Annotated in this window: 25 protein-coding genes; 10 read left to right on the top strand and 15 right to left on the bottom strand. The window is 38.6% G+C overall.

Annotated features, from left to right (window positions below):
* The first annotated feature begins 47 nt into the window (after positions 1–47).
* The 5 genes from AWW72_RS15850 to AWW72_RS15865 all read left to right on the top strand — a co-directional run bounded on the left by AWW72_RS15850 (position 48) and on the right by AWW72_RS15865 (position 3,976).
* Positions 48–260 (top strand): cold-shock protein, encoded by a 213-nt coding sequence (locus tag AWW72_RS15850; protein WP_004771800.1) that lies wholly within the window; start codon positions 48–50, stop codon positions 258–260.
* 635 nt (positions 261–895) lie between these two features.
* Complete coding sequence (locus tag AWW72_RS15855; RefSeq protein ID WP_062847960.1) at positions 896–2,314, top strand: NAD(P)/FAD-dependent oxidoreductase; 1,419 nt, start codon at positions 896–898, stop codon at positions 2,312–2,314.
* A 178-nt stretch (positions 2,315–2,492) separates the two neighbouring features.
* Positions 2,493–2,654 (top strand): hypothetical protein, encoded by a 162-nt coding sequence (locus AWW72_RS19490; RefSeq protein ID WP_004771802.1) that lies wholly within the window; start codon positions 2,493–2,495, stop codon positions 2,652–2,654.
* Positions 2,655–2,782: 128 nt separating this feature from the next.
* Positions 2,783–3,217: a putative hemolysin gene (locus AWW72_RS15860; RefSeq protein WP_004771803.1), complete on the top strand. Its 435-nt coding sequence runs from the start codon at positions 2,783–2,785 to the stop codon at positions 3,215–3,217.
* 186 nt (positions 3,218–3,403) lie between these two features.
* Entirely contained in the window at positions 3,404–3,976 is a 573-nt protein-coding gene (locus AWW72_RS15865) for an FxsA family protein (RefSeq protein ID WP_062847961.1), read from the top strand.
* Positions 3,977–4,024: 48 nt separating this feature from the next.
* On the opposite strand, the gene AWW72_RS19685 is transcribed toward AWW72_RS15865, so the two are convergent.
* Positions 4,025–4,210: a hypothetical protein gene (locus AWW72_RS19685; protein ID WP_062847962.1), complete on the bottom strand. Its 186-nt coding sequence runs from the start codon at positions 4,208–4,210 to the stop codon at positions 4,025–4,027.
* 244 nt (positions 4,211–4,454) lie between these two features.
* Here AWW72_RS19685 and AWW72_RS15875 point away from each other — a divergent pair, with 244 nt between their 5' ends.
* On the top strand, positions 4,455–4,712 hold the full coding sequence (locus AWW72_RS15875) for a hypothetical protein (RefSeq protein WP_004771808.1): 258 nt from the start codon (positions 4,455–4,457) through the stop codon (positions 4,710–4,712).
* A gap of 60 nt (positions 4,713–4,772) precedes the next feature.
* Here the strand turns inward: AWW72_RS15875 and metK are convergent, their stop codons facing one another.
* Positions 4,773–5,939 (bottom strand): methionine adenosyltransferase, encoded by a 1,167-nt coding sequence (gene metK, locus AWW72_RS15880; RefSeq protein WP_062847963.1) that lies wholly within the window; start codon positions 5,937–5,939, stop codon positions 4,773–4,775.
* Between the two features lie 383 nt (positions 5,940–6,322).
* Here metK and tkt point away from each other — a divergent pair, with 383 nt between their 5' ends.
* Together tkt and AWW72_RS15890 are read left to right on the top strand one after the other, a co-directional pair.
* Positions 6,323–8,311 carry a transketolase gene (gene tkt / locus AWW72_RS15885; protein WP_062847964.1) on the top strand — a complete coding sequence of 663 codons (1,989 nt, stop codon included), beginning with the start codon at positions 6,323–6,325 and terminating at the stop codon, positions 8,309–8,311.
* 184 nt (positions 8,312–8,495) lie between these two features.
* Entirely contained in the window at positions 8,496–9,455 is a 960-nt protein-coding gene (locus AWW72_RS15890; RefSeq protein WP_062847965.1) for a tyrosine-type recombinase/integrase, read from the top strand.
* Here the strand turns inward: AWW72_RS15890 and AWW72_RS15895 are convergent.
* The 13 genes from AWW72_RS15895 to AWW72_RS15955 form a co-directional block, all read right to left on the bottom strand.
* On the bottom strand, positions 9,421–9,672 hold the full coding sequence (locus AWW72_RS15895) for a hypothetical protein (RefSeq protein ID WP_062847966.1): 252 nt from the start codon (positions 9,670–9,672) through the stop codon (positions 9,421–9,423). The genes AWW72_RS15890 and AWW72_RS15895 overlap by 35 nt on opposite strands.
* A gap of 3 nt (positions 9,673–9,675) precedes the next feature.
* A complete protein-coding gene (locus tag AWW72_RS15900) occupies positions 9,676–10,119 on the bottom strand; it encodes a hypothetical protein (RefSeq protein ID WP_062847967.1) in 444 nt (147 codons plus the stop codon).
* Positions 10,112–10,570 carry a hypothetical protein gene (locus AWW72_RS15905; protein WP_062847968.1) on the bottom strand — a complete coding sequence of 153 codons (459 nt, stop codon included), beginning with the start codon at positions 10,568–10,570 and terminating at the stop codon, positions 10,112–10,114. The genes AWW72_RS15900 and AWW72_RS15905 overlap by 8 nt, the downstream gene beginning before the upstream one ends.
* A complete protein-coding gene (locus tag AWW72_RS15910) occupies positions 10,560–11,417 on the bottom strand; it encodes a hypothetical protein (RefSeq protein ID WP_062847969.1) in 858 nt (285 codons plus the stop codon). Before AWW72_RS15910 ends, AWW72_RS15905 begins: the two co-directional genes overlap by 11 nt.
* Positions 11,410–12,660, bottom strand: a complete 1,251-nt coding sequence (locus AWW72_RS19690; RefSeq protein ID WP_062847970.1) for a hypothetical protein — start codon at positions 12,658–12,660, stop codon at positions 11,410–11,412. Before AWW72_RS19690 ends, AWW72_RS15910 begins: the two co-directional genes overlap by 8 nt.
* A complete protein-coding gene (locus AWW72_RS15920; protein ID WP_062847971.1) occupies positions 12,657–13,766 on the bottom strand; it encodes a hypothetical protein in 1,110 nt (369 codons plus the stop codon). The genes AWW72_RS19690 and AWW72_RS15920 overlap by 4 nt, the downstream gene beginning before the upstream one ends.
* Before the next feature lie 10 nt (positions 13,767–13,776).
* The gene (locus AWW72_RS15925; RefSeq protein ID WP_062847972.1) at positions 13,777–14,010 is read right to left on the bottom strand and encodes a helix-turn-helix domain-containing protein; all 234 of its coding nucleotides are present in this window, start codon (positions 14,008–14,010) and stop codon (positions 13,777–13,779) included.
* Positions 14,011–14,060: 50 nt separating this feature from the next.
* Positions 14,061–14,816, bottom strand: a complete 756-nt coding sequence (locus tag AWW72_RS15930) for a hypothetical protein (protein WP_062847973.1) — start codon at positions 14,814–14,816, stop codon at positions 14,061–14,063.
* A 13-nt stretch (positions 14,817–14,829) separates the two neighbouring features.
* Positions 14,830–15,414: a hypothetical protein gene (locus tag AWW72_RS15935; protein ID WP_062847974.1), complete on the bottom strand. Its 585-nt coding sequence runs from the start codon at positions 15,412–15,414 to the stop codon at positions 14,830–14,832.
* On the bottom strand, positions 15,414–15,875 hold the full coding sequence (locus AWW72_RS15940) for a hypothetical protein (protein ID WP_062847975.1): 462 nt from the start codon (positions 15,873–15,875) through the stop codon (positions 15,414–15,416). Before AWW72_RS15940 ends, AWW72_RS15935 begins: the two co-directional genes overlap by 1 nt.
* A gap of 107 nt (positions 15,876–15,982) precedes the next feature.
* Complete coding sequence (locus AWW72_RS15945; RefSeq protein WP_032868824.1) at positions 15,983–16,792, bottom strand: DUF2303 family protein; 810 nt, start codon at positions 16,790–16,792, stop codon at positions 15,983–15,985.
* Between the two features lie 50 nt (positions 16,793–16,842).
* A complete protein-coding gene (locus AWW72_RS15950) occupies positions 16,843–17,166 on the bottom strand; it encodes a YfdP family phage-associated protein (protein WP_062847976.1) in 324 nt (107 codons plus the stop codon).
* A gap of 152 nt (positions 17,167–17,318) precedes the next feature.
* On the bottom strand, positions 17,319–17,966 hold the full coding sequence (locus tag AWW72_RS15955; RefSeq protein ID WP_062847977.1) for a LexA family protein: 648 nt from the start codon (positions 17,964–17,966) through the stop codon (positions 17,319–17,321).
* Positions 17,967–18,087: 121 nt separating this feature from the next.
* Between AWW72_RS15955 and AWW72_RS15960 the strand changes: the two genes are divergently transcribed.
* The gene (locus AWW72_RS15960) at positions 18,088–18,339 is read left to right on the top strand and encodes a helix-turn-helix domain-containing protein (RefSeq protein WP_062847978.1); all 252 of its coding nucleotides are present in this window, start codon (positions 18,088–18,090) and stop codon (positions 18,337–18,339) included.
* 55 nt (positions 18,340–18,394) lie between these two features.
* A complete protein-coding gene (locus AWW72_RS15965) occupies positions 18,395–19,060 on the top strand; it encodes a phage antirepressor KilAC domain-containing protein (RefSeq protein WP_062847979.1) in 666 nt (221 codons plus the stop codon).
* Positions 19,061–19,067 lie beyond the last annotated feature (7 nt).

A 19,067-nucleotide genomic window follows, 5' to 3' on the forward strand; every position in this document is an offset into this window, starting at 1 on the left:
GTTACTTGCTGCTAAGCATCCCCAAATTTATTAAATAGGTTAAATATATGTCTAATACTGTGACTGGTACAGTGAAATGGTTCAACGAAACTAAAGGTTTTGGCTTCATTCATGCTGATTCTGGACAGGACGTTTTTGCTCACTTCAGTGAAATCCAAAGCAACGGGTTTAAAGTTCTCCATGAAGGCCAACGTGTAACATTTACAATTACTGATGGCAAAAAAGGACCACAGGCAACGGGTATTACCGTTGTTCCTTAGGACTAAGAAATAATTGAAAAAAGCTCACCTTAGTGGGCTTTTTTTGTATCGTTGCTTTTGCATTTCTTTAAATTAAATATTTAATTATTTTGAGTGAAGCGACTATTTTTGTCATAAATCAACTTTTTTGTGCAAAATTTGTGCTAGCCATATCTACGACTTTTTGCTAATTTTATTTTGTTAATTTGTTAGGCAAATTAATAAGTGCAGTACATTTAATGAGCGGTAAAGTTATGGAAAACTTGGAGTCATATGCTCAAGGGTTTGAGCATGAAGTTCATGTACATTGTAAAAGATCTTTAGGCACGTTGTTATTTAGTTTTGTGGTATTACTTGCAACCAGCCTATAGAGAGAAAAGCACCTTCGGGTGCTTTTTTAATGTCCAGACAAGCTGACTTGCTTAGTTTTTCCCAGCTATTTTGTCAGCCATATTTTTTATAATTTTTTCTTATGCTTCATTTCACGCCGAATAGCTAACCAGCGATAAAATTTAAGGTTTTAACGATTCACCTAAAATTATACTTATTAAATACCTATCAATATTATTGAAAGATTCTGGTTTTATTAATCATTATTTTGTGGCTAAGCTTGTCTCATTATTCAGTAAGAAAATTTATTTTTAGGTGAATTCCAAATGTCTAACGGTATAAAAAAACCAGCCCATTTAGATGATGTTGTCTTTAAAGAAAGTAAGGCATATCAAAATTCGAATGAGTGGAGTTGGGTGAATCCTAAGCATGGGAAATTTGAGCATCCAGCCAATTATTATGAAAGTGCTTTGGAAGATTGGCATACCTTTGATGCACTCAATTCGGATCAGGTGTGTGATGTCGTGGTCATTGGCGGTGGGTTACTGGGCGCTTCCGCGGCTTTGCATTTATCTGAACAGGGTGTAGATACGATTCTGGTTGAGAAAAATCGCATTGGTTCTTCTGCCTCAGGTCGAAATGGTGGACAGCTCACACCTGGGCTTGCACGTTGGGAAGCTGAGGAAATGATTAAGCGTTTTAGTTATGAAGATGCTAAAAAGCTTTGGCATTTTACCTCTACTGAAGCGATGTCCTTAATTGACCAAATCAGTGAAAAATATGATGTTGAATTGGCACGTAAGCGTGGGCACATTACCGCTGCTGTGCATGAAGGACATCTCATCGCACTGACGCAAGGCGCAGATGCGAGAAAGTATTTAGGTGAAAACAATACCAAGGTTATGGGCGAATATGAGCTTAAGGGATTAATTAAATCTGACCTTTATAAAGGTGGACTGGTTGATGATTTAGGTGGTCATATTCATCCATTGGCTTTAAATCGTGCTTTGGTACATGGCTTTTGTAAAAATGGTGGCCAAGTGTTTGAGCAGACAGAGGTATTGTCTATTTCTGAACAGGCGGATGGTATCTATGTCAAAAACAAGACAGGCACCATTAAAGCACGTAAAAGTGTCGTTATTGCCGTGCATCACAATACTTTTAAATTGCTGCCTGAAAAGAAGCAGACAGCGATTCCATTCCATACCTACATTGCGGTAACTGCACCTTTAGAAGTTCCTTTAACTGAATTATTGCCACAGGATCATCCTGTCTATGATACGCAGTTGCAGATTGACTATTATCGTGGCGTTTCGAAAAACCGTTTATTGTTCGGTGGACAAGGAACAGGTACAAGCTGGAGTGTAGGTCGTATTAACCAATATTTGCTCGGTCGGGCAAATAAAGTATTTCCACAGTTAAAAAATGTGGAAATGGATTTCTGTTGGAGCGGGGTCAGTGATCTGACCATGAACGGCGCAACGGATAACCGAAAGTTTGGAGAAAAATATCCAATATATGCGGTACATGGCTGGAGTGGTCATGGTGTGGCACAAACGGTTCGTATCGGAAAGGCGATTGCAGATGATTTTTCTGGTTTAAATACAGATTATGCAATGTTAACCAAGATCCAGCACAGTGATATTTTATTTGGTCGTCTACTGGCGCCGCTTGCGATTCCAATGTCAAAAGGTTGGTATGGTGTTACTGGTATGCTGAATCCTGGAAAAATGGTCTCTTTCTAAATATTGAGTTCTCTTGTCTCCAAAAAGTGCCTCTTATGTCGAGGCACTTTTTATATTGGGGAGATGCTGGCGAAATGGAGCATGGCTGTATAAAAATCTATTGATGAATCTGGCTATATTTTATTCTTTAGTAAAATAGGTTGAGTGTGCTAGGCTTAATAAAAAAAGAGATCAGCTCATGGATATCATACAAGTCAAAGATTTTTCCGCACTCACTGGCTATACAGAAGCAATTCTGGCAATGGACGAGTGGATTAACACGCGACCTTATTTTTATATTATCAAAGAGCATTATTTGGTCGACGAAGCGATTCGATTAGAGTATGTGATTATTCAATAGTCATGATTTAAGTATTGAATACATTTGGATCATATAAATAGAAAAATAGTCTCTTGTTTCAAATCATTGACATAAAAAGTTAAGTTATTTTGTTATCTTTGCTTTTTCACTTTATCAGAATTCAAACTATGAAAAAGATCTTACTTTTAGGTGTGGTTCTTACTTCACTTGCAGCGTGTTCAGCAACACCTAATAAAGACACAACTCCACCAAAAATTGGTATGCCTAACCCAGCAAGTAAATACTGTGTAGACCAAGGTGGACAGTTGGAAATCCGTAATGAAGCCAATGGTCAGGTCGGTTATTGTAAATTACCAAATGGTCAAGTGGTTGAAGAATGGGAACTTTTCCGTGCAAGTCAACCTAAATGTATCGCTGACGAAGCCGCTAAATTGGTTGGACAGTCTGGCTTAACAGAAGCGCAAATCAAGCAAAAAACTAAATCTGAAATTGTACGTAGTGTAGGTCCAAATCAGCCAGTGACCATGGACTATCGTGAGAATCGTGTGACTGTAACGATCGATCCTCAGTCTAAGAAGATTACTCAAGCAACTTGTGGCTAATCTTTAAAAAATATATAAGCTCCCAATTAGATTTGCTTTAGTTGGGAGTTTTTTTATACAAGCTATTCTATAAGACTTGATAAATTTTAAAATGTACCCATCATTAAGGGTATTGAGTTTATTTTATTTGTTGTGTCAGGATTGATTGTTCAATATTGCACAAGGTTTTAATTTTAGAGATTTGACATGAATCTACTTCTTATCGTGGTATTTGGCACAATTGCCGAGGTTTTAGTCTGGATTGGCGTGGGTGACCTCGTTGGAAGTATGTGGTATGTCTTTTTCTGGTTCATTATCGCATTCTTTATTGGTTTAAACCTGCTGCGTTCAAGTGCTTCAACGATTATGCCGCAATTACAGCAAATGCAGATGACAGGTCAGTTGGGTGGAGATCCAGCTGTGACCAAGAAGCTGGCGCTTGCGATGGCAGGTTTCTTACTGATGATTCCTGGTCTAATTTCGGATGTGTTGGCGGTGTTGGTGTTGATTCCATCCGTTCAAACGGCGTTCCGCAATGCCTTGATGAAGACCATGGCAAAACGTCAGCAAGCCATGATGGATAAGATGATGGGCGGTATGGGCAACATGGGCGGTGGTGCTGGAGGGCAGAACCCGTTTGCTGATCTGATGCGCCAGATGCAAGATATGCAAAATCAACAACAAGGTGGTGGTCAGTATCGTGACTCAACCATTATTGATGGTGAAGCACGTGAAGTAAAACCTGATCAGAAGAAAATCGAATTTAAAGATGTGAATTGATTAGATTCATAATTTGCAAAAAAAGCACACCTTATTGAGTGTGCTTTTTTATGTTTGATTTTTTTTGATGGAATGATCGGGGTGTGATTCGGAATTCGTGGAAGTCTCTGTTTCTTTAGGTTGTGGTTGATATTGGCTAGGTTGTAGGGTAGTGACTTCGTTTTCTGACTGTTTGTACTTGCGACTACGGTTGGCGCGTTCGCGAAATCCACCTTTATTAATCAATTGGGCCATCATCTATTCCACAATTTGCAAAACGTTATTTTAACAAATAACATGAAAGATCAAAATAATATTAAGAACTTAATGATTTTCTTAAAATTAAGATTCTAATCAAATTGTCATAAAAATTTGTTAATTTGAATGCATAGGTCAGAAAACGTGATTGAATTATGGTTTTTTTTCTCATAGGATAAAAGTGTGACATATGAGTATTTGTTGTAAAAAGAAAATAAAAAAATAAAGAGAGGAGGTATTAATGATGTTATATCAATATCATTGTGCATGTTGTGACAAGGTCGTCGCATCAACAGATAAAGAGTGCCCTTATTGCGGTTCTCAGCATATTCGCAGCCCTTATGGCTTGTGGATGTTTTGTGTTGCTGCCTGCCTAGCAGTGGTGGTGGTCATTAAACTTGCACATTTATATAGTCAGCATCATCAAGAAGATCAACCAGTTCAAAGCAATTCGCTGCTGGAGATGTTCAAACAGGATAATACCAATTCGAATAAATAATGATTATTGGGGTTATAAAAAAGCTCGCAATTGCGAGCTTTTTTATTGAAGAGCAGTGGATTAGAGTCCAGCTGCATCTTTCAGGATATCTACTTTATCTGTTTTTTCCCAAGTAAAGGCAGAGTCAGAACCTTCACGGCCAAAGTGACCATAAGCTGCTGTTTGCTTATACATTGGTTGAATCAGATTCAGCATACGGGTAATGCCGTATGGACGTAAGTCAAAGTGTTCACGTACAAGTTGAACAATTAACTCGTCTGATACTTTACCAGTGTTAAAAGTGTTGATTGAAATTGAAGTTGGTTCAGCAACACCGATTGCATAACTCACCTGAATTTCACATTTATCTGCTAAACCCGCTGCAACAATATTTTTCGCAACATAACGGCCTGCATAAGCAGCCGAACGGTCAACTTTCGATGGATCTTTACCAGAGAAAGCACCACCACCGTGACGAGCCATACCGCCGTAAGTATCTACAATAATTTTACGACCTGTTAAACCACAGTCACCTACAGGACCGCCAATGACGAACATACCTGTTGGGTTGATATGGAATTTAGTACCTGCATGGAACATTTCAGCAGGAATGATCGGTTTAACGATTTCTTCAATGACAGCTTCTTTTAACTGAATTTGAGAAATTTCAGGATCATGTTGAGTTGATAAAACAACAGCATCTAAACGAACCGGTTTGCCATTTTCATAAGCAAACGTTACCTGGCTTTTCGCATCTGGGCGTAACCACGGTAAAGCACCTGAACGGCGTAATTCTGCTTGACGCTCCATTAAACGGTGAGCGTAAGAGATTGGAGCAGGCATCAACACATCAGTTTCACGGCTTGCGTAACCGAACATGAGACCTTGGTCACCTGCACCTTGATCTTCTGGCTTTTGGCGATCAACACCTTGTGCAATCTCAGGAGACTGCTTACCGATCATGTTGATCACGGCACAAGTTGAACCATCGAAACCTAAGTCAGAATGGTGATAACCAATTCCATTTACGGTTTGACGTACAATCGCTTCAAAGTCCACATTTGCTGTCGTTGTGATTTCACCAGCAAGAACAACCACACCTGTTTTTACTAATGTTTCACAAGCGACACGCGCATACGGGTCTTCTCTTAGGATTGCATCTAAAATTGCATCGCTAACTTGGTCAGCCATTTTATCTGGATGACCTTCGCTTACAGATTCTGAAGTAAAAACAGCATACTCGCGCATGAACGTCCTATCATTGGTATTTTCAAAAAGACAGAGTATGTTACATCGACTTGGCGCATAGGACTAGCACAAGCTGACTAAAAAGCGTGAATTTATTTCATTTTCATGATGTTTTTATTGATATGAGTATCAGGGAAATTGATATTTAGGGTTTTTTATATGAATAAATCTGTAATTTGTCGCTTAAATTTTTTACTTGATATTGCTGGTACTGCCTATCGTATGAACATTTACACACTTAATGCTAAATGATTGCGTGAAAAACAAGAAATATCGTCTATTGGACTTTACCCATTGGCGTTTTTTTAAGACAATAGTGGCAGTTTTTGAAAGATGGTTTCTCATCTTCTCTCATCTTATTTGATTTAATCGGATTCTGACTTATGACAACCCCTTTAAATGAACGTCGTATTGCAAATGCAATTCGTGTCTTGGCAATGGATGCTGTGCAACAAGCAAACTCAGGGCATCCAGGTGCACCAATGGGGATGGCAGATATCGCTGACGTGGTTTGGCGTGAATTTTTAAATCATAACCCAAGCAACCCGCAATGGGCGAACCGTGACCGCTTCGTATTGTCAAATGGTCATGGCTCTATGTTGCAATATGCCTTATTGCATTTGACTGGTTATGATTTATCTATTGAAGATTTAAAACAGTTCCGTCAATTACATTCTAAAACACCAGGTCACCCTGAATATGGTTATGCACCTGGTATTGAAACAACAACTGGTCCATTAGGCCAGGGGATTGCCAATGCAGTCGGTTTCGCACTTGCTGAAAAAACTTTGGCTGCACAGTTCAACAAAGACGATTTAAACGTTGTTGATCACTTCACTTACTGCTTCCTTGGCGATGGCTGCTTAATGGAAGGTATTTCTCACGAAGTATGTTCACTTGCGGGGACTTTAGGTCTTGGTAAGTTGATCGCATACTACGATGACAACGGTATCTCGATTGATGGTGAAGTGGAAGGTTGGTTCAGTGATGATACTGAACAACGTTTCAATGCATACGGTTGGCAAGTTCTTCATGTAGATGGTCATGATGCTGCTGCAATTCGCCAAGCAACTCTTGAAGCAAAAGCTGAAACCAATAAACCAACAATCATTATCTGTAAAACGATTATTGGTTTAGGTTCACCAAACAAACAAGGTAAAGAAGATTGCCACGGCGCACCATTGGGTAAAGACGAAATCGTTTTAACCCGTGAAGCATTAGGCTGGAAAGAAGATTCATTTGTTATTCCTGAAGATGTATATGCAGCTTGGGATGCAAAAGCAAAAGGTCAAACATCTGAAGCAGCATGGAATGAATTGTTTGCTCAATACCAAGCAAAATATCCAACTGAAGCAGCAGAATTATTACGCCGTATCAATGGTGATTTGCCAGCTGAGTTTGCAGCACAAGCAGATGCTTTCATTGCTGAAACCAATGCTAAAGCTGAAACCATTGCGACACGTAAAGCAAGCCAAAATACATTACAAGCATTTGGTCCATTACTTCCTGAATTATTAGGTGGTTCTGCTGACTTGGCGGGTTCTAACTTAACACTTTGGAAAGGTTGCCAAGGCGTACAGGAAAACCCAGCGGGTAACTACGTGTATTACGGCGTTCGTGAATTCGGTATGACTGCAATTGCGAATGGTGTGGCTTTACACGGTGGTTTCGTACCTTACGTTGCAACATTCTTGATGTTTATGGAATATGCGCGTAATGCAGTACGTATGTCTGCATTGATGAAGCAACGTGTGATTCATGTTTATACGCATGATTCGATCGGTTTGGGTGAAGATGGTCCTACACATCAACCAATTGAACAAATTGCATCATTACGCGGTACGCCAAACTTAAATACATGGCGCCCATGTGACACAGTTGAAGCAGCGGTTTCTTGGAAATCTGCACTTCAACGTAAAGATGGTCCATCAGCGTTAATCTTCTCTCGTCAAAACTTGCCATTCCAAGCACGTAATGAAGCTCAAATTCAAAACGTTGCGAAAGGTGGTTATGTACTTGCTGAAGAAAAAGGTGAGTTAAAAGCAATCATCATCGCGACTGGTTCAGAAGTTTCATTGGCAATGGAAGCATATGCACAACTTGAAGGTGTGCGTGTTGTGTCTATGCCATGTGCTGAAGAGTTTATGAAGCAAGATGCTGCATATCGTGAAGCGGTATTGCCTGCACATATCCGTGCACGCGTAGCAGTTGAAGCGGCTCATGTGGATTACTGGTGGAAGTTTGTTGGTTTAGACGGCAAAGTGATCGGTATGACCACTTACGGCGAATCTGCGCCAGCAAAAGACTTGTTCCAATTCTTCGGTATTACCACTGAAGCGGTTGTTGCTGCGGTTAAAGAATTGACTGCTTAATTGAATTAAGTAGTAAAAAGCGCTCTGAATAGGGCGCTTTTTCTTTAATTTAAGAAAACTAGTTATGTATTAAAATAATATATAACAGTCACTTATAAGTAAAATAAAACTAGGTTGCAATTCTGATTGCTTGCAATTTAAAATCAAGTGCAACAAGAGTGCAACAGAATTTCAATGAGTTTATATGGCCACATACCAAAAAAGAAACGGTAGAATTACAGCTACCGTTCGGATTAAACCACATCCACCAAAATCAAAAACACATGACACTATGCGAGAGGCAAAAAAGTGGGCACAAGAATTAGAGGTGAAATTAAAGAATGAAAAAGCTGAAATTTTTGATCATGTGATCTGGAAAGATGTGTTGTTAGAGTATAGAGATACTGTTTCAATCAATAAAAAAGGCGCGGATAAGGAAATCAGAAAAATTAATTATCTGCTCAAAAACATGTATGTAGATTTACCCCTGCTAGAAGTTAATAAGGAGTTTTTAATAGATTGGCGGGAAAAAAGACTTAAGAGTGTTAAGGGGGCAACTGTTAGAAGGGACTTGATTCTGCTTTCCGCCATCTTCACATGGTGTATTGATATTAAGCGCTGGATGGGGACGAATCCTATACGTGATATAAAATTACCAAAAGAATCGCCGCATCGAGAAAGGGTAATTAGTGACGAGGAGGTTGAAATTATATTGCCTTTTCTATCCACTGAAATGAAATTTATATTTCTTATTGCTTTAGAAACAGGTATGCGGCTTTCAGAAATTTGTAATTTAAAGTGGGAGAGAATTCACCTACAAAAAAATTATCTTGTTTTAGATGCCACAAAGAATGGACGTGCTAGAGAGGTTCCATTAAGTAACAAGGCTGTGAATATATTTAAGGAAATTGGGCCATTAAAACAAGGCAACGTTTTTGAAATTAGCAATGATGATGCTACAACTGAGTTTATGAAAAGCAGGGTTGCAGCGGGGCTAACAGGATTTAAATTCCATGATAGCCGCCATACAGCAGCTACAAGGATTGCTCTTAAAATCCCATTACTGGATTTATGTAAGATGTTTGGTTGGACCAATCCCCGCCGAGCAATGATTTACTACAATCCAACATCTAGTGAGATTGCAGAGCGGCTTTCACAGCAGTAAGAGAGTAACGCCCACGGATATCTTTAAGCCTGTGCTCTTTCTCAAGCTTTTTAAATGTGTGATATGACAAACCTGGGATACGTTCACACAACTGTTTAATATTTAGCAGCTCATCACCTTGGGCTGCTAAAACCTCTGCCACAGCATCTTTGCAAGCTGCTTTCATCATTTGAGCCAGATCAGCAGCAGGCATCGAAACAAATTTAACCTCAGTCATATTTCATCCCTCCGCATCCGCTTTTGCTTCTTCATATTCTTCATCAAAAATTCTATTTAGAAATTCATTGATGAATGGTGAGCCAATCCGCTCTTGTTCTGTTTCTTCACCACAGCATAGAGTATGAAGATCATCTTCATTTAATTTTGATAGCTCAGTTTCAGCCAGCATTAACTCATTGCTATCTAAAGTCATCAGCCATTGATTTAACAATTCAACTTTTACACCGTATGGCTCATGACGGTTGACCATACCGTTGTCATGCCAAATTTCAGTAGCCGCTTTAAGAATATTTGGGAAACATTCAGCTATTCGCTGGCTAATAAACGTTTCAAGTTCATCGGGTAATACAAGCAGGTGGTCCGGATATTCTTCTGGGCTTGATCTATCAGAAAGCTCACAAATATCACGAATGATTAATACGATCTTGTCTTTTAGCTTACTCATGATTTCCACCTCTGGCTACTTCTACAACTTCATCTTTTGTTCCAGTGATAAAGATTCGCTTGCCATCTTTATATGACCAAGCTCCAAACAATTTTGTTGATGGAAGATGGATCGTGTGATGCTCATCTATTGCCATGAAGTCGCCATCTTCAATGTGATTAGCAATTAAATGAAGATCCTTTAATTGGGTAGCGAAATTTTCTGGTTCTTCAGTATCTTGCCACCAAATCTCAATTTGATCTTTAGGAACAACCACACAGTCTTTTAGCTTTTCTGCATTTGATCTACTGCTGTAAAGCCATCCTAACCAAGCGTCTGTAGTCGATTGGCGTTTAAATAAAACACCGTGGACGGAAGTTGTTTCAGAAACGTCATAGTGATTTCGAATTGCCCACTTAATAAATGATTGACGTTCTTCATAAAAATCATTTTTATCTATCTCAGTGTTCATCGTCACCACCTAATTTAATTGAGCCTTCTTCTGGATACTCAGTGTAATAAGCATAGAAGCCTGTACCACTATGTCCGTTTTCCCACCAAAGAATTGTCATTTCAGTAGATAGTTGATTTTTAATATCTTCTGTTAATTCCTCATCATCGAAGTTGTAATCTGGTGCACCATATTGAAATGCTTCAAGTAAAGCTTCACAGGTGAGGGAGATACCATGATTTGCATGAGGTTTAATTTCCCCATTAAATGCTAAGTACATTTCTCGCCAAGTATGAACAATTTTGACATCAATATGGTCCTTGCCAATTTCAGACTTGATAGCGTTTAATGCTTTCAACATCATTACTTCAGTTGGCTCCTTTGGCAAAAGGGCATAAGCAGAATCTAAAAAACTAGTAGACCACTTATGGAAAAGCATAAATGCACAATAATTTGCTACATCAATTGGATCGCCTTTATTGAGGTGACGGTATAATTCACCCCTGCATTTAGCCTCCCAATCTGAACTTTTCCAGTCGTCGTTGAAGCCATATTTTTCTTGGGCTTTGACTAACTTCACTTTCATTTGGTCAGCAAAATTATTAATTAGAGCATTTGAATCAGCACTTAAATCTGGGTTTTGATATTTCTCTAATTGAGATTTTAACTCCTCAATTTTGTGTTGCTGACATATAAAGGCGGTTAGGCCACCATTACACCCATCAGCATAATGCTCAAACTCGTTACTACCAGAGGTATTTACATATAAGCCAGCGGCATCCCATTCGCACATTTCGAGTAAATGTTTAAATTCAGGAAGCTCTTCAAACTTTTGTCTTAAATATAATTGTTGGTTTAGATTAGTCATTGTTTTTCTCCAAAAAAGTTGTGTTAAGCCACCAATTTGGATTCAATTTTATATACTCGGCGTGTTCATCCGATGTACCTTGCCATTCCTCAATTGTCACGGCATCAGCAATAGCCTGACCAACTGTTGGAAATTGTTGCTTGGCTTCTTTTTTCAGCCTAAAAGCTATTTGCTTTGCTAATTTGTGGCTTGGTACTGGATGTAAAATAGCGGCTGAATCTGGTTCTTCAGGAATATTAACGGCCCATAGTTTTGGATTTTGTTGAATTGGGTTTTCAGCAAAAAACTTAAGAACATCTTCCTCAGTTTGGGCAATAACAGACTTATCATCGACATAACACTCAACACAATCGTTAAGGGCTTTTATATATTTAATTGCCATCTCTGCATTGTCATAACGCTTCAATGGCTTCGAAAACCATTCTTCAGTGATTTTCAATTCTTCGGCATGTGCTTTCTTTGTACCATTCCAAACAGTCGGATAAATCCAATTTGCACCATCATTAAATTCTGAATGATCATTTTCAAATCTTGGATTGAAAATAAATGAGTTTCGAAGGCGGTGAGCAGCTTTGAATGCTAATTCAGCTGATGCTGCGGCCATTTGTACGGTATCCTCATCATCCTCGGGGTGAGGACCAACTACCACACAATAGAGTTCTGAATCTGGATCATTACTTCTAGGCATCAAAACGGCTTTAGCATGTCTAAAGTCACTGAACAAAAAATCAATATTTGCACCTTTATTCACGCCAGTAGGACTAATGACAGGATTGCAAATTGATCCTAATTCAGCGCAAATATCTTCCACTTTTGATAAGTACTCACTGTCAAAACGTACAAAGCCTTGATAACCGGTATTTGCTGGAATTACTTTTTCCCAGTCGGGATAAGTAACTTTTAAGAAAACTTTAAATGCCTCATATGCGTTATGGTGATGAGGAATTTCAATTAATCCAGTTTGCGACTCAGTGTCGTATGTGATTTGGCAATGCTTCAATCCCGAGCTAAAAGCAGTTTTTTTAACAAAACTCTCTGCATAAGCTTTTGGAATAATAAATAAAACATTATCTGGCACATTTTCTAATTTTGCGTAAAACAGAATACGACCATCAGTGCCTACAATATGCTGTTTTACAATTGCTACAGAGTCTAGGTTTCGTGTATCCCATTCATCTTCATCTTTTGAAGCAATACAAGCTGCACGTAGTAGGGCGATTGGAACTAAAATTTGATATTTCATGCTTTATTGCTCCAGTCGACTGATCTATTACTAAAAACTTTCCAAATTTCTTCATATGTATGACTAGCTGATTCAACATCTGCACAATCAATTCTAATTTGAAATTTCTCGTAATTAACTTGAACCGAATTCCAAGGTTTTAGCTCAACTCCATTGAGCATTATGGTGTGAGGTTTACAGCGGAAAAGAAATTTCTTTTCAAAAAAATCTAAGGTAGCCACCTTTACATTTAAATCCTCCCATTCAGGAATAGATTTAATAGGTGATATTTGAATTTTAGATCCATTACTCCATGCTTTTTTTGCTGCTTCACCATCCAAAAGAATATAATCTGCATTGATGTTTGGATTAAAACTTTGAGTACTTTCAACAGCATGTTTATTTTCAGGTTCTGGTAGCTTAATACCTTCACGGACCCAATGGATATTTGCATAGTCAGTACTAAACTGATATTCAGTTTCCATCCATTTTGTCCGTCCCATCCATGCGTACCAAATACCGTTTTCAAGTTTGTAAAACCATTCCATAAAATAAAGATGGGCACCTTCAGGAATCTCGATCCAAGTAGGCTTAATCCCAACATCTGTTGTTTTGATGTATTGATATGAATTTTCTGGATCAAGAAACTCATGGTCGGTAGTCTTCGGTTTTTGGATAGGTCTTAAATTCGCCTCAAGATACTCATCAGAGTTACCATTTTTTTGCCATGCAAAAGCATATTGTCCATATGCATCCATGCCATCATCTGTCCAATACCGCCATCCATCACTTAGCTTTACAAACTTATCACCATCATCAGGCATTACATGGGTTGCATCATTTACATCATTCCGATTTAAAATAACCATGTCCTTTAGATGATCTAGAGTTACCCATTCATATCCATCTGAACTTATGGCATTTTCGCATGAAAAAACACGACCATTGTCCTGAACAAACAGGAATTCATCACCTTCAATGATTGAAGTCGTGCTTGTGACATAGAAGCCTAATTGTGAAAAATATTTCAAAACTTCGGCTTTGCCATGAGTGCGTAGGTCTACTTTTAGGCTATGAAACCTAAAAATACCTGGTTTCTGTTTTTCGCTAATTCTTAAATCAACCATTGCTTATCCCTCACTTCATCAAGCCATGGGCTTTAAGTTTTTTGCGCAATGTACCGCGATTGAGGCCCAAAATTTCAGCCGCTTTAGTCTGGTTGCCGCGGGTATGGGTAAGGGTTAATTCAAGTAGTGGTTTTTCAACAATCTCCATTACGACGTTATACGCATTATCTTTTCCAGTTTCTAATACGTGGTTAAGATGTTCAATTGTCAGTACTGGTGACTGAAGGTTAAGTTTTGAAGACATTTATTTTTTCCAATATTTATCAATGAGTGTTTAGGAGAGGGCGCCAATTTTTAGGCTTGGCCCCAACCCTCATGAGTTTTTTTGTTCTTGCATGCGGCTACAATCGTCGACTCATAAAAAGTGCCTTTGAATCTTGTATACGCTGCATTTAAAACTGACGGATCTTTTGCATCACAAATGGCTTTTAGAGCAGCATTAAAGAGTTCTTGCTCTGTACGTTTAGGCTTTTGTTCAGTTGGGGGTTGTTGGGTTGACTGCCCAACAGTTTTCACTTCGTTTACAGGTGGTTGTTGCTCGGTCTGGCTGTTTGAAGTTTCAGTATTATTGTTACCGTAGTAATGCTCATAAGCCTTCTGCTGATAACCTTCTGCATTCCAATAGCCTGCATGAATATCGCCAGCAAAGCCTAAGAGACTTAAAGCCTTTACGGTTGCATTGGTTTTTGACTTTTTAATTGCATCTTCGTCATGAATAATGCCAGTGCTCGCCTTATACATTGCTTTAGAACCAGCGGTTTGCTCAACAAAGTACTTTTGACCGTCCTTCATGTACCAAAGCACGATGATTATCCAATGGCTGATAGTGACATCATCCAGTTTCTGGAAACCATGATCTTTGATTTCTACACCCCAGCCTTGACCTATAGGCCCGAAGGTTTCAGTTGCACGTTGGATCAACCAATAAGCTTTAGGTGAAGTACCTTTATATGGCTTACCTTTGATTTCCGTGGTTTGTGTTGGATCAGTAACACAAACAGAATGCCAAAGTGCCATGTTCGGATTATTTTGATTGTTTGCATTTCCCATGATTCAATCCTCCTTACCCTAAAAGCTTGCGTTTTTTAGGCGGTAGATTTTGGAAGAAACCATTACGATCTAAATAAGCAGCACGTTTTGCGGCTTGCTTCGCTTGGCGCGCCTTATAAAGATGAGACGTGACTTTTTCTGAAAGTAGGGTTTTAACTAATAGCCCATTTCTCTCAACATAGAAATCAAAACCATTGAGATATGTTCCCCAGGTTATGTAATTGCTAAGACCAGCGGGTAATTTAGAATTCTCATTCTTCAGAAGGACATATACCGTCGGGTTATCAAAACCCATTCGATAACGTTCGTTGCCATCACCATCGAGATTCAGAAATTCACAAAAGTACTTTGCAGATTTCTCTTTAAATCGTTGGGTATCATAAGTTTTCATTGAAAAGCGAAATTTAAGGCAACCGCCAAAAATATCTGCAATCGAAATAGGGCAGTTCTTTTCAATAAACGTCCAATCAGTTGTTTCAACTTCAGCGTATTCAATACCTATCCCTTTACTCAAAGATTCTAAAACTTGAGCAGGACTAAGATTTTGACTAAATGCTTCAATTGATGAACGTATTTGATCGTGTGCAGTAGAAGACATTAGCGTGCCTCCACTAACTTGTTAGCCTCAATAAAGTTTTTCAAAGCTTCACTGATATTTTTGTGGTCCTGAAAATTGGTAAAGTCATCAACTTTTGTGCCATTTGGATTAAGTATTTGACCAATATCAAACCAAGTGATATCAACGGCTGTATACTCAGTGCCTGGTGAACCGTAATCACTAGGATAAGATTCAAACTTGAAATCTAAAGGCACAAGGTAGCCATCGAGATTAATTAATCCTGTACCTGTATTTTTTGAAGTAATTGAAAGTTGAGTAACTCCATATGTTGAAGCGCGCACATCAGGTATAGCGTTATTCTGTGGAGGTGGATTTATATCAATAGGCTGTGAAACTGCAATTGATATACCAAAGAGGACAATAAAAAAAATAATTGCCGTGACTAATACTACATTTGGGAAACTAAATGAAATATTGTCTTGAGAAAGCTTTTGTTCCATAATGCTCTCGTTCCATAATTTTCTTGCGTAAAGCAATGAAAGTTGACCTTAGAAAGCCCTGAATCCGCCAAGATTAGCAGGGCTTTTTTTGTGCTTTAAATTAAGGGTTAGGCTTCAAATGTACCGATCAAAACTTGTTGATCTGGAAGGAGCTCAATCACTTTTTGTTTAAATTCTTGGATAATTTCATTAACCAGAATTTCTTCTTTAATGATTTGCACGGCAAAGATAGGCTCGCCACTACTACTATTGACGATTACGCGAAGCTCAAGAGTTTTTTCTTCTAGACCAACATATGCTGTATCGACAATTTTAAATTTTTCAGGTAATTGGCCTTTTTTCGCTTTGGCTGCGATATCTGTTTGTGCTGTACGAATTTCACGAGTATTTTCAACTTCTGCATCGTTTGAAACGTTGATATCCACCTTCATATTGCGTACTGCAACAATGGCATCTTTAAGAGGAATTTCTTTTTCTTCAGCATCGTAGGCCTTTAAAACACTTGCCCAATCTTCTAGGAAAGTAGCAAAGCGTTTTTGATCCAACTTACTATCTTTGAGTTGATTGAGTTTTTTCCATACAACAGTAGGGTCAAGTTTCAAAATTGCTTTGTGGTCACAATGGCCCTGATCAAAGCCTTTTTCACTGTAGTTCAAAACAGCAATTGCTTGAACATCATCACGGGATACGAATACTGGTACTGGACCAGTAGTAGGTGAATCAGTGATGTATTGCACAAAATCTGCAAAGATTGGAGTTGAAAAACGCCCACGAATTCGATTACGACCTTCTTGGTTTGCTTCTGTATCGATAACTTTGAAGTTTTCATGTACTGCAACTAAATCACCACGGTTTAAAGTGTGAACAGGTGTGCAATTTTCAACTACGGCTTGTACTTCTGAATTTACTACTGACATGAGTTTTTTCTATCCTATTTGATGGAGGGGGAAGGTTTTATGAAGATGCCTTATGCATCTTCTTCAAAAAGTTGTTTTGTATGATTTGCAAATAGAGATACATCACCGTCTTTATTGACATGCATAGATGTTTTTGCGCCGTGATTTTCAATTTTATTGCCATCTGGCAAAGGGGTGTTTGATGTTAATTTGTGCTCAATTGTGACGCTGTCTGCACCGACACCTTTTGAGAATTTGATCTTGACGTTAATTTCGCCTTTGCCGTTATTATCAACGGCTGCTGATGCAACTTCACTGATTGCATAGCCTAGTTGCTGAGCAAAGACACCGCCGTCAATGTCATCGATAAATTGGTTATGATCGGTTGATTTCATTTTCAGTCACCTAACTTTAGGTTTTTGTTGTTGGTGAAATGATCATATTACAAGTAATTCTTGTATTCAATAATTATTTAAAGAAAATCTTGTATTATTTTTCAATAGACACAAAAAAGCCTGCATTATGCAGGCTTTAGGATTGCAAAAATTTACATAACTAGTAGCTGGCTTATTAAATCTTGATCTGTCTTAGAACTAATTGCACCAACAACTTTCCCAGTGATATAGCAAGTTTCATCTAAAGGCATATATCGAGGCACCCATTCAGGGTTTAATGCTTTTAAAAGAAAAGAGCCATTATCATTTGCGGTTAAACGTTTAAATGTAGAACCTTGGGCACACCAGGCAATTACATCATCTCCAATTGAAGTTGGGAGATCAGGGTTAACAAAGATAATATCCTTCGGTTTATATTCATCCTTCATGCTTTCCCCATTAACCTCAAGGGCATAGCCATTAGGACCAACGTTAAACATACAAAGAATTTTAGGATATTGATCTAACACTTCAATTTGACGATCATTCCAGTGTCCAGCGGCTACCCAATCAATTAAAGGTACATATCTAGCTCGGTTAAAAGACTTCAATTCATCTTCTTCACCAAATAAATAAGCCTTTGTACATTCGAGAACTGTAGTAAGTGCGTCGAGATTCTTACCACGTGGAGAGGTTTGACCCGACTCCCATTGTTGGACTGCTTGAGGAGAAATCTCAAGCAGATGTGCCAACTCTGTTTGGTCCAAACCTTTAGCATCACGCTTTTTAGCGATCCGCTTACCCATTTCAAGCTTGTTCATGTTTGTGCACACAAGAAAATCTTGTACTAAATATAAAGCAATTCTTGAAAAAAGTCATTGCAAGTAAATCTTGTATTCTTTAAAGTAATACTTGTAATGAGCGAGTAGGGCTTTTCCAAATATGAATAACATTCTTAAAAAAACTGATGATGTAACTAGTGAGAGTATCGTTAAAGATGCAATTCAAAAAGCTGGCGGTGTAAGTGCCGTTGCCCGTTTAGTTACCAAAAAATCAGGGAAGAACTATTCATATCAAGCCGTTCAGTCTTGGATTTCACAAGACCGTATACCGCCTAAGTATATTCCAATCATCTCAGATGTGACTGGAATAGCTAAAAGTACATTAGACCCGATTGTATTCCAAGGGCAATAAAAAGCAAATCAGCTTTTATGGAATTCAATTATTAGAAAGGGAACGGTTTAACGATATGAATCAAGTAGCTATCAATCAGATAAATCTAAATACATGTTCGAGTCTTGAATTGCTCAAGATTATTAATCAGGTACGCCTAGAGTTTGGTGAACCTACGATTAGGCCAAATGACTTTCATGCGCGCATTCATGATGAGCTGGAAGGTGAGCACTACGAAACTTTCGTTGTGAATAACCCTAATAGAACTGTAACGGTAGCAGCAAATTTAAATCATGACCAAAGCATGCTGATTTCAATGCGTGAGTCAAAGGGCGTGCGAAGAAAGGTCCTAGAAATTTTGAAAGGGCAGCAGATCCAACCGGTTCGAATTCCACAAACCTATGCAGAGGCATTACAGCTGGCAGCGGATCAAGCACATCAATTAGAACTTGCTGCGCCGAAAGTCAATTTCTATGACACGGTTGTGGAAAAGGCCACCTTAATGAATGCAACGCAAGTTGCACAAAAACTAGGTTTATCGGCAGTAAAGCTAAACAAGGTTCTAGATGAACTTGGGGTTTACAGCAAGGCAGTTCTGCGAGGCCGTGTCTTCAGACAATGGTTCATTGATAAGAATCTAGGAATTATGCGTCAAACAGAGGTTGGCTATTCACAGCCGATGTTCACAACAAAAGGAGAGGCTTGGATTGTAGAAGAAATCACAACTAAAGGCTTGGTTTAACCGCCCC

This window comes from Acinetobacter sp. NRRL B-65365 (assembly GCF_001605865.1).
Lineage (GTDB): Bacteria > Pseudomonadota > Gammaproteobacteria > Pseudomonadales > Moraxellaceae > Acinetobacter > Acinetobacter vivianii.